Genomic DNA, 11,584 nt, shown 5'->3' with positions numbered 1-11,584 from the left:
AGATATTTAAACAGTATGGTAAGAAATGGTTTAAAAGTATAACAGCAGATAATGGTTCAGAATTTTCACGATTAACAGAATTAGAAAGCTATTTAACCGCAGTATATTTTGCACATCCGTATGCGTCGTACGAACGAGGGACTAATGAAAATCACAATGGTTTAATTCGAGAATTTTTACCAAAGGGAAAATCATTTAATTTAGTACCTATTCAAATGATAACAACTATACAAAATGCGTTAAATAATAGACCTAGACGTATACTAGACTATGATACACCTCATACTATGTTTAATCGTTTGTGTGCAACGACATAAACTATAACAGAATAGGTGTAACCGTAAAGGCTCGCTACGCTAATACCTTGACCGTTACACCTATTCCATTACAAAACAACTATGTCGCACACAGACATAGACTGTGGCTTTAGTATTTTTCATGTACTATTGCACTTGGCTTTACAACACGGGAAAAAATAACATCATATAAACATGTAAAATGCTATATTTTTAATGATTTAGTATATCAAATATTTTCATGGATACATATTATATAAATGCATTTTCTTTATTTTTAATATCTATATAGTAAATGGTAATATTATCTCAATTACTAAAATTAGACTACTATAATAGTTTTTATCTTTTTCAAAATCTTAGCAACTTCAGGAACACGACTATTTTTTCAGTAAAAGCACTCCTCCAATTATCACAACAACTATACCAGTCAGCGTAAACAACACACTGTTCTCACTTCCCGTGTATGGCAGTACGGGTTGGCTAACTGTAAAGGATTGGTTCTCATCGGTATTGTCCACATGTTCACTGATAAGATGTCCTTTTTCCACTTTTCCATTGTGTTCACTAACGTCAAATACTTGTTCCATAATGGTGTATTTACCTGCAGGTAATTTACTTGTATCAATCTTGTCTAGCCTTACGCTCACTTCTCCGTTGCCGTCTAGTTCTAAAACTTGTTCGACTTTTTCGCCAATTATCTCATCAGTACCGTATTTAACAACCCATGTACTGACTAACACTTTGCCATTTTTAAAGTCTGTATACGTTAATGTGTCTACAAGTTCCTTATGTTCACCTACCGTCATTTCTTTTGTGCCACCAATTTTGGCAAATGTGTTGATTTTTGGCTCTAATACTCTGACTGTTTGCTTTTTATTGGCTAAATCAAAGTGGACTGCCACTCGTTCACCTTTACGGTATAGTTCTTCTCCGAATACCGTATCGCCATAATGTCCCACGTCAAAATAAAACACTTCTTGATGTGTGGTGTCTGTTGCGATAAATGTCCGTTTTTGTGTGCCTAATAATTGCCCACCACCCGTAAACATATTAGCGACTGCTTCATATTCTTGTCCAATGACAAGGTGACTAAAGTGTGCCACTTCTTTGATTTGTTCATGTTTGTAGACCACTTTACCGCCTGTTTCTGATGTTGCTTCTGTCACAATCGCTGGGATTGGTTCATTGGCTACTTCAATTGGTTTAACGTTTTGGGCTTCTTTTCCAATCACTTCAAAGAAAAATGGTGTAGGGTTTAATAAATATCCCGGTAAAGTTGCCACTTCTTGAGTGAAATAGTGTCCATATTCTAAATCTTTAAACACAATTTTTCCATTATCATCTGTTGTGTACGTGCCGACTTCTTTTTCTGTGTGGTCATCTAATACAGCAACTAAACGGAATGTTGCTCCTGCAATCACCTCTTTACTTGAAGCGTCCACTTTCACCAATTCTTGTGAGCCACGTTTTAAGGTGTTTTCAATCACGATTGTCTGTGCCATAGCAGTATCTTGACTTGATACACTCACTTCAAAGGCTTGTTCATTTACGGTATACGCTTCTGAAGAGGATATTTCTTTAACGTAAACACTCATGTCAGACAGTAAATGGTTAAAAATTACCGTGTCATGACCTGTTACACTCTGTAACCCCACTAAAGTATGAGCGGGTAACACCACACCATTTTCATGATATGCCTCTTTTGTGTATACCCCAATTGTTGCAGATTGGTCATGAGTAAACTGTTCAGACTGTTCAAAGATTTTTTGAACTGGAATGCTTAATGTTTTACGCTCATTGTATACAGATAGACTTTTCACATCTAAACGGACGCTTTGGGCTTGAGGGGTTAAAGACACACGATACACCGTATTGTCTGTCATATACCCTTTTGGTGCAGATACTTCTACCACATCATACTCTCCTAAATCAAGTTCAGGTGTACGTAACACTTGTCCTGCTTGAGTTGTTACTGTAAAACTCTTTCCTGTGTTAACATTAGTCAATTGGAACGTTGCTCCACCAATAAGTTGGTCTTGGTAAACTGGTGTATGCACACCGTTTGCGTCTGTTTGCCAACCTGTTAGAACTTGACCTGTTTTTGATAATGCAATGACACCTTTTTGAGCAGCATTTTTAAAACGAACCGTAACCAGCGTATCTTCTCCAGTAATATCAATTGTCAATGGCTTGTCAGATAACACGTAACCAGTTGGTGCTTTCACTTCTTTTAACGTGTATGTGCCGTACGTTAATTGTTGTGGTAAAGTCACTTGACCATTCGCACCTGTTGTGAATGTGTCAATGGTTTGCATAGACGGATACGTCAATTGTTGACTAACCAATTGACCATCTTTGAACAATTGGAAAGATACTCCACTGGCTTTAATCGTTTCGCCTGTGTCCTCGTCAACTTTTACAATCTGTACATAAGACTTTTTAGCATTGTTTTCAACAATGTAGTGATAAATCTTTCCATCTTCTCCAGTTGGTTCAACAGTAATTGGTTCAGTTGATTTATAGCCCTCTGGAGTATGTTCTACTAATTGATAGCGGTCATCTTGACGTAATTCCTCTGATATGGCATAACCGTTTGCGTCTGTGACCATACGAGACACTACTTGATGTGTGTTTAGAGAAACAATATCAAAAGTAATGCCTGAACCTGCTGCACGCGTACCTGAACCGTCTAAAGCTGTATCTAAATGTTTAGACACAGAGATACGCATTTTTTTCACGACATTTGTCGCATTTACTGTCACCGTTTCACCTGCAGGAACGCTCACAGAATACACTTTGTCATTTAAACGGTACGTTTCTCTAGTACGCAGCTCTTTAATATCAAATGTTTTTGGATCTAAGTCTGTAAACTCCAACACACCATTTCCATCTGTTACCCCTGTTTTTAATGGTGTAGTGCTCCCTTGTTCAAACACCCCGAACTCTACATCAGATAACGGTTGCCCTGTTTCACTGTCTGTTTTGACAATTTTGATATTGCCGTTTTTGATGACGTTAAGGTCGATTGTCGCATTTTGTGGGTCACCAATACGTAGTTTTGCGACTGTTTGAGAACCATCAGCCCGATAAACAACTGATACTCCATGAATTCTACTATCTTTAGTTTGTCTAAATGATATACTTCCTATTTCAGCTTGTTTAGTAGCTGTTATTGTTAACTGATTACCATTCACAGATGTTGTAAATCCATTGATTTCAGACGGAATAACCAAGTTTTGAACGACATTATATTCATCTGTCAACGTAATACTTTCACCAACCTTAATAGTAAAAGATTGTCCATTCCAAGATGTTGTCTTTTTATAATTATTAACTTTAGCCATTACATCTGCTTTAAAGGCTTGATATTGTTCCATAGTCGCTCCATTGCTTACTGTTTGAATGTTCCATCCAAGCAATTCATACCCAATCCATGTGGTAAAATGATAGTTCAAATCATTAGGATTTTGTTGATACCCATAATAACTCACTAAAGCTAATGTTAATTGTAAATCTATATCTACAATATACTTTCTACCACTAGATGTTGCCAATTCTTCAACATCAGAAAATTCTTTCCCTGCATATCCGACTTCATAAGCGTAAGTGGTTGGGTCTAAACAGATAACCACTTCACCATTTATGAATAAAATATGTCCACCTTCATACCACGTATTTCTTGAAGCATCTTTATGTCTAAATTCTGCATACGGTGTTACATTAGATTCTATTTTTTGTAGTGTGCCACTATCCGCAAAGACAACCTTTGGACTTTTTTGAAATATTATTCCGGTTAGTGTTCCCAATAAAACACCTAATACGAACGCTATTGTTTTTACTTTTTTAATCACGTTTTTACACTTCCTTTTTTATTTTGTATGTCATATCTAATATACGTTATTTACATTAATTTTTTACAGGGCATAGCACGAATAAATCTCATTCCTCCCCTCCTTTTCTGGAAAATAAAAAAAGACGCTGTTATACGTCTTTTGTCCCTAACAATTGCCTTTAGCGATTGATTCAATAAAAAAAGCCCTAGTAATAGGACTCTTTATAAAAATTATTGCCAATGAACAGAAAATGTTGAACTGCCATCAGAATATACAACTTGTATAACAAGATACGGTTTTTTAACATTTATTTGTTCTTCATATCCCCATTCCATAGCCTCATCATATGTCGCAAATTCCATACCACTATTCCCTAAAGAATTCAGACGATACTTTTGCGTTGTTGCTTGGGTTGTTTGTACCGTTGTTGTTACTGGTGCTTGCGTGGTTTGTACTACTGCCTGTGTTTGAACTGGAGTAGGAGCTTGTGTTGAACGTTGAGTGTGTGTCGGTTTGGATTGTACAACTGGTTGACTGGTTTCATCTTGACGTGGTGCTGAACTGTGGTTTTCTTTTACCTGTGTAGTCGCTTGTGCGTGCTGTGTTGCTTGGTGTTCTTGTTGTTTTTTCTTCACTTGCTCTTTTACCTCAGCAAGTTTTTCTTGTAGTTTTACCTTGTCTTGTTGATTTCCTATAGCATCTATTTCTTTTTCAATTTCAGCAACATTTGTATCTGCACTCACTTCTACGGCAAGCATACTTTCTACCTTACTCTCTTGAGCAATCTCACGAGATGATTTTGTTGTTTGACTTTGCACACTTAACTGTGTTGTCGCTTTAGTCGTGGTACTTTCCATTTTTGCAACATGTTGACTTTGTCCATTAAGTCCTAGTATCATTCCACCACTCAATACCACAATTGTACCTATTCCACAACCAAGATATACCTTATTCTGTTTAATCCAACTCCCTAATTTATTCACATACATATTAAAATCTCCCTTCATATTATTGAATTTACTATATCATAGACAGCACTAACCATCAAGTCATTTCCTTAATTTAATTGAATTTCCAATGATATATTCACAACTTATTAAACTAACTTTTTAATTATAAAATATATCACAAAAAAATAATATAATATTTATTATTTTTATATTCATGTTATGACATTAGTCATCACTTTTTAATTTAATATTATGCATAATACATAAAACTTTACGTATATTTTTTTATTTTCTACTACACCTTAGCATTTATGTATTTTTTATTTAAATGACATTAGTTGACTTTTATACCTCTACATTATATAATCCAGTTATAAAAACTAGATTAAAAGGTGTTGAAAACAAAAATGAAAAATCTTCCATACTGGAAAGAGTTGCCCAACTTAGATTTATACTTAGATCAAGTTCTACTATACATCAATCAGCTAACTGAAACAGAAAAAGAATTGACATCATCTATGGTTAACAACTATGTTAAACATGGACATATAAACAAACCATATAAAAAGAAATATAATCGTATTCAAATCGCTCAACTTATTGCGATCACATTGCTAAAACAAGTATTTTCTATCCAAGATATTGGCCGAACTTTATTCCTTTTAAAACAAAAACATGAAACAGATACACTATATAACAGTTTTATTAGCTGTATGCTCGATACACCTAATGAACACACACCTGAAATTATTACTTTTGCTTGCCAAACATTAAAACTATATCAAAAAACACGTACACTTATACTGACTTTGGAAGGAGAAAAAACACATGACAACATCAAAACTGAGTAAACAACTCTCTATAAAAGAAGAAATCGGCAATATTATTACACATGGCATTGGTGCTTTAGCTATGTTGGTTTTACTGCCTATTTCTGTGGTCTACACATATCATGCCTATCATTTAAAAGCCGTTGTAGGTGTATCCATTTTTATTATTAGTTTACTACTCATGTTTTTAGCCTCTACCATTTACCACTCTATGAGTTACAGAAGCACACAAAAATACGTTTTTCGTATGATTGATCATAGTATGATTTATATTGCAATAGCAGGTAGCTATACACCTGTAGCACTTTCATTAGTAGATGGTTGGCTTGGATATACTATTATTGTAATCCAATGGTCAATTACATTATTTGGTATTTTTTACAAAATATTCACACCAAAAATCAATGAAAAATTCAGTCTAGCACTTTATTTAATTATGGGATGGCTTGTCATTTTCATTATTCCCGTTGTTTTGCAAAAATCTCAACCAATTTTTGCCATTCTCATGTTGGCTGGTGGGTTATCCTACACTCTTGGTGCTATTTTTTATGCTCAAAGAAAACCGTTTTGTCACCTGATTTGGCATATATTCATTTTAATTGCATCAGTTCTACAATACGTTGGAATTGTTTATTTTATGCTTTAAATTAATTAATGTGCTGCTTATCAGCTTTTTGTCCTCTTAAAATAGATACAAATAGTACGTCAATAAATTATCAATACAATACTGTATAGTACTTATTCAAAAAAAGCTAAAATTCTATACAGTAAAAAATAATATTCAGCATAAACTAACTAAATAATACTAGCTTATATACAATTTAACTCAAGTTACAATAAATCGTATTTGTAAATTCTTCTTATTTGCAATACCATTATTTTTATATAATTATTTGAAAAAATCTGTTTTTCACTAACACCATTTAATGAATCCCCCATATTTTAACCTTTAAGATAGCACATAAAAAAAGATAATGCCATTTTATGTGGATGGGGATACGCTATACCAAATAGTGTGGAGTTTATCCACCCCACAAAACGGCAGAATAAGTTACTATTTTACATCACAAAAATATATGCTATCAGTGTAGAGTATCAAAGGAGGTCATATGATACATAACACTGATTTTTTATTACGTTCATTAAATTTACGTAAAGAAGACATCGTTGATTATGTCTTAGATTTAAATAATAATTTCTGTTTAATTACCCTGGCTCAAATACACCATACTTGTCCCTACTGTCATTCTTCTTGTAGAAGTAAAGGCTATTACACTAAAAGCTGTCATATTAGTATGGACGTTATTACCACTTTAATCGTCAAATTGCGTATTAAACGTCTCATGTGTACGAAGTGTCACAAAACGTTTGCTTCACACACGCCTGTTTTTCCTAGACAATCTAAATTGTCATTTCATACAATTTATAAGATTATGCATTTACTGAAACAACCAAATGAAACTTTTGCTTCTGTAGGGAATATAGTAGGTATTCCAGAATCCACAGTCATTCGTATTTTTGATAGATACTGTTCATCATCACCAGTAATATTTCCAAGTGTCATATGTATTGATGAATTTTATACTAAAAATAATGACTATCATTCTAAATATGCTTGTATTTTCTACGATTTTTTAAATCGTAAAATCATAGATATTTTACCCGACAGAAAAAAGACATACTTAATGCAGTATTTAAGTAAAATAGATAGCCGTATATTAGACACAGTTGAATATATTTCAATTGATATGTACAAGCCTTATTTAGATATTAGTAAACATTTCTTTAGACATGCAAAAGTAGCTGTTGATGCTTTCCATGTCATTCAACAGCTACAGCAGTGTATATATGGTATTAGAAATCGAATATTGAAACATTACTTACCTAATACACATGAATATTATCTATTAAAACAATGGCATAGTCTACTCATTGAACGGAATGAATTTTTATTCACATTACCTGGTAAGTATAATAAACGTTTTAAAATGATATTAAATCGCCAACAACTTTTAGATAAGTTGTTAAATATTCATACAGATTTACGAGGGGCATATACTGTCTACCATTTGTATATGGACTTTAATCAATATAATTATTAACCAGAAGAGGCACAATCAGAAATCGATGAGATTATCCTAAACATTTTACATTTTGATATACCTGAGCTAAATAACTTTGCGCAAATGATAATAAATTGGAGAACAGAAATTATCAATTCTTTTGTACGTATTAATGGCAAAAGAATTAACAGTAGTATTGCAGAAAGTATTAATTCACAGTTAAAAACTATATTATTCAACACTCATGGTATTCGTAATCATGAGAGACGTCGAAAAAGATTAATATACGTCATCAATAAAGACAATTTTTCTTTCTAGTTTATAATTAATATAAAACAATAAAATGATACTCTACATACATGAAATCGGTCGGAATTTTTAAAAATTCCGACCGATTCATGTCCACACCTTTTTGGCATAGCGTATCCACATTATTTGGTATCCTATCCACACAAATTGGCGGACACCCCATAAAAATAACAAAACCCGCGAGAAACCTTCGGTTATAACCAAAGATTTTCCGCAGGTTTAAACATCTCACTTCAGACATACATGATTTTTCCTTAGTCCTTTAGATTATGCCTGTAAAAATACAATATGTTTTTGACCAAGGCTATCTTCTAAAATTTGACTTCTTACACGATAAACCTCTTCAATTAACTGAGGTGTTAGTATGCATTCAGGTGCTCCACTAGCAATAATTTTAGCGTCCTTTAAAACATACAATTCATCACAAAAATTCATCGCAATATTTAAATCGTGAATAGCTGATATAACTGTAATTCCTAAAGACTTAACAATACGCATTAATTGTAACTGATACTTAATATCTAAGTGATTAGTTGGCTCATCTAAAATTAAACATTTAGGTTCTTGTGCTAAAGCTCTAGCTAAAATCACTCTTTGTTGTTCTCCACCGGACAAAGTAGAAAAAAACCTTTCTTTATACTCTACCATATCGATTTTTTCTAACACTTGATCAACCAATACATAATCTTTATCTGTTTCTTTCTGCATCATTTTTTGATGTGGCACACGTCCCATCATCACAATATCTTTCACTAGAAAATCAAAATTATAGTGATGATGTTGCGCTACAACTGCTAACTGCTGAGCAACCTGTCTGTAACTTAATGTCTTTACATCAATACCATTCATACAAATTTTGCCACTATCAGGCGTCAATATTCTATAGATGCATTTTAATAATGTGGACTTTCCACTGCCGTTTGGTCCAATAATACCAACACACTTATTCTCCTGTACATGCATTGCAATATTATCTAAAACTATTTTATCTTGGAAAGATAGCTTAAGTTGTTCAATCTTTACATTCATCAACTTTTCCCTCCAAAACTATACGATTTTTTGAACATCATATAAATAAAGCACGGTGCTCCAATGACAGAAATTAAAATACCTATAGGCATTTCAGCATGATCTAAAATAATACGACACAAAATATCTGCCCAAATTAAGAAGATTCCACCAACTAATGCACTCATTGGAATTATTTTTTTATGATCTGTTCCAAACACCATTCTGATAGCATGTGGTATCATTAATCCGACAAAGCCAATCACACCAGCAGCATATACGGCAAATCCAACCATTAACGAAGCAATCAGCATATATATTCGCCTTAATTTTCTACTATCGACACCTAAAGTAATAGCCGTTTCATCACCAAGCAGCATCACATTTAAATATTTAAACTGACTCCAAAATATACTTGTACACACTAGCATAATAGGTAGGACAACAACTACTGTTTTCCACTTAGCACCCGATAAACTTCCCATAGTCCAAAACATAATTTCATTCGTTGCATTCCGATTATTCGCAATAAAAATAATAAAACTTGTAAATGATGAACAAATTGCACTCACTGCAATACCACCTAAAACTAATCGTCCAACATCAGATCCTCCTGAACGACTGGAAATACATAATACAATAATCGAGGAAATAACTGCTCCAGCAAAAGCCATAACACCTACAGCATGTGTCCCAAAAATTGCTCCAACACCAAAAAATACTGCTAAAGTTGCTCCAAAAGCTGCTCCAGACGATACACCTAAAATATATGGATCTGCTAAAGGATTTTTTATAGTTGCTTGCATTACAACACCACATACTGCCAGTCCCATACCTACTGTACAAGCCATTAGGACACGTGGAAAACGAATAATCCAAACAACATCATGAATTGCTCCACTTGCATACTGTTGTAATCCGTCTAAATGAAACCATTCATAAAAAATAACACCATACACATCAGAAATATCTATTTTAGCATTTCCAAATGTAACAGCTATAAAAATTGAGGCAACCAGTCCTAATATGAGTATCAAAAATATCACAATAAATCCTAGTGATTTTACGTATTGCACATATTTATTTGTCTGTGGCATATACTACTCCAAATCTAAATCAGTCGTTGGATATAAACCTTGAGCAAAGTGAATAATTCCGTCATGTGTACGTGTGGCACTGGCAAACATTTCACTCAATATGATTGGCACAACACGTTTATTTTTAAGCGCATTTAAACTTGAAAAAGCGTCATCATTTAAAACAGCGTCTAAACTCTTTTGTTTTACTTCTTCAGCATTATCTCCAGCATAAGGCATATATACCACAAAAATAACATCTGGATTTGCTTTAATAATATCTTCTTTTCCTAATTGTGCTCCATCAGGGTTACTTAACTGTCCTCCTAATTGAGTAATCATATCTCCACCAAGCGTATTTTTTCCATAATTCAATATGCCCTCACCTGTTGGCTCTATAATCAACGTTTTTGGTTTTTCATTAATATTTTTCGTTTTTTCAATAACTTTTTCAATAGTAGATTTCATTTGATTAACCATACGTTCAGACTTGCTTTGTACATCAAATATTTTTCCAATATTCAAAATATCTGTGTATTCATTTTCCAAAGTACGTGCAACATCTGTTCCACGCTTTGTATTTGTATTAATGTATGTATTCGTTCCTTTATCAATCCAGTCTTGAGTATTTCCCAATGTTTTCTCTGAAAATAATGACCCCCAAGAAAAAATCATATCGGGATTTAATAAAGTGACTTCTTCCAAACTTGGCGTAAAACTATCTAAATAGTTAATTTTGGAGAATGCTGCTTTTTGATTATCTGGAACTTCATTATCAAGTCCAGATGCTGCAACAATTCTATCTTCCAACCCTAAAGCTAGCAATGTTTCAATACTTCCTTGATAAACTGCCACAACTTTTTCTGGTGCTTTTTGATAGACTGTAGAAATAGCTTCTCCATTTGATCCGTATGTTTGAATAGTCAGCGGATAAACTGTTTTATGTTCGGAAATAGATGCAGAGTTCACACCACTTTGTGCACTATTTTCCTGTTTAATTTGACTAGCATCCTTTCGTTGAGTTGTTGTATTTGCTTGACAAGCAAATAATAAAAGTACCGCACTCGTCATTGAGATTAGTTTTTTCATATTATGCATAAGATAAAACTCCTTTATTTTATTTATTGTTGTATATCATTAATATATTGATAACTCTTTCATTATAATATACTTGCTATATTTTTTCAATTATATAAACATGTATATAGACATAAAA

The 11,584-nt window shown here is 33.4% G+C and carries 9 protein-coding genes and 1 pseudogene; 4 read left to right on the top strand and 6 right to left on the bottom strand.

The annotated features are described in order from the left end of the window. On the top strand, positions 1-317 hold a 317-nt coding region (locus tag E4T68_RS01470), incomplete at its 5' end, for an IS30 family transposase (protein ID WP_135123408.1). A 359-nt stretch (positions 318-676) separates the two neighbouring features. Here E4T68_RS01470 and E4T68_RS01465 read toward each other — a convergent pair. Then, positions 677-4,150, bottom strand: coding sequence for a SpaA isopeptide-forming pilin-related protein (locus E4T68_RS01465; protein WP_135123406.1), 3,474 nt, complete (start codon positions 4,148-4,150; stop codon positions 677-679). A 212-nt stretch (positions 4,151-4,362) separates the two neighbouring features. Continuing rightward, positions 4,363-5,121: a hypothetical protein gene (locus tag E4T68_RS01460; protein WP_135123404.1), complete on the bottom strand. Its 759-nt coding sequence runs from the start codon at positions 5,119-5,121 to the stop codon at positions 4,363-4,365. 368 nt (positions 5,122-5,489) lie between these two features. Here E4T68_RS01460 and E4T68_RS01455 point away from each other — a divergent pair, with 368 nt between their 5' ends. The 3 genes and pseudogenes from E4T68_RS01455 (at position 5,490) to E4T68_RS09725 (ending at position 8,293) form a co-directional block, all read left to right on the top strand. Next, a complete protein-coding gene (locus E4T68_RS01455) occupies positions 5,490-5,933 on the top strand; it encodes a DUF1836 domain-containing protein (protein ID WP_135123402.1) in 444 nt (147 codons plus the stop codon). Further along, a complete protein-coding gene (locus E4T68_RS01450) occupies positions 5,911-6,558 on the top strand; it encodes a hemolysin III family protein (RefSeq protein WP_135123400.1) in 648 nt (215 codons plus the stop codon). The genes E4T68_RS01455 and E4T68_RS01450 overlap by 23 nt, the downstream gene beginning before the upstream one ends. Positions 6,559-7,021: 463 nt before the next feature. Beyond that, positions 7,022-8,293 (top strand): annotated as a pseudogene (locus E4T68_RS09725) (ISL3 family transposase). A 7-nt stretch (positions 8,294-8,300) separates the two neighbouring features. On the opposite strand, the gene E4T68_RS09220 reads toward E4T68_RS09725, so the two are convergent. The 4 genes from E4T68_RS09220 to E4T68_RS01425 all read right to left on the bottom strand — a co-directional run bounded on the left by E4T68_RS09220 (position 8,301) and on the right by E4T68_RS01425 (position 11,466). Beyond that, positions 8,301-8,447, bottom strand: a complete 147-nt coding sequence (locus tag E4T68_RS09220; RefSeq protein WP_167753766.1) for a hypothetical protein — start codon at positions 8,445-8,447, stop codon at positions 8,301-8,303. A gap of 104 nt (positions 8,448-8,551) precedes the next feature. After that, positions 8,552-9,313 (bottom strand): ABC transporter ATP-binding protein, encoded by a 762-nt coding sequence (locus tag E4T68_RS01435; RefSeq protein ID WP_135123416.1) that lies wholly within the window; start codon positions 9,311-9,313, stop codon positions 8,552-8,554. Then, positions 9,313-10,389 (bottom strand): iron ABC transporter permease, encoded by a 1,077-nt coding sequence (locus tag E4T68_RS01430; RefSeq protein WP_135123396.1) that lies wholly within the window; start codon positions 10,387-10,389, stop codon positions 9,313-9,315. Before E4T68_RS01430 ends, E4T68_RS01435 begins: the two co-directional genes overlap by 1 nt. 3 nt (positions 10,390-10,392) lie before the next feature. Beyond that, positions 10,393-11,466, bottom strand: coding sequence for an ABC transporter substrate-binding protein (locus tag E4T68_RS01425; RefSeq protein WP_135123395.1), 1,074 nt, complete (start codon positions 11,464-11,466; stop codon positions 10,393-10,395). Positions 11,467-11,584: the final 118 nt, after the last annotated feature.

Source organism: Granulicatella sp. WM01 (assembly GCF_004570605.1).
GTDB lineage: Bacteria > Bacillota > Bacilli > Lactobacillales > Aerococcaceae > WM01.
This window is presented reverse-complemented; position numbering and strand designations above follow the sequence as displayed.

Bases quoted from the DNA above. Each gene is read 5' to 3' on its own strand.
- E4T68_RS01460 (WP_135123404.1), bottom strand. From the start codon at position 5,121: ATGTATGTGAATAAATTAGGGAGTTGGATTAAACAGAATAAGGTATAT.
- E4T68_RS01455 (WP_135123402.1), top strand. From the start codon at position 5,490: ATGAAAAATCTTCCATACTGGAAAGAGTTGCCCAACTTAGATTTATAC.
- E4T68_RS01450 (WP_135123400.1), top strand. From the start codon at position 5,911: ATGACAACATCAAAACTGAGTAAACAACTCTCTATAAAAGAAGAAATC.
- E4T68_RS09220 (WP_167753766.1), bottom strand. From the start codon at position 8,447: ATGGGGTGTCCGCCAATTTGTGTGGATAGGATACCAAATAATGTGGAT.
- E4T68_RS01435 (WP_135123416.1), bottom strand. From the start codon at position 9,313: ATGAATGTAAAGATTGAACAACTTAAGCTATCTTTCCAAGATAAAATA.
- E4T68_RS01430 (WP_135123396.1), bottom strand. From the start codon at position 10,389: ATGCCACAGACAAATAAATATGTGCAATACGTAAAATCACTAGGATTT.
- E4T68_RS01425 (WP_135123395.1), bottom strand. From the start codon at position 11,466: ATGCATAATATGAAAAAACTAATCTCAATGACGAGTGCGGTACTTTTA.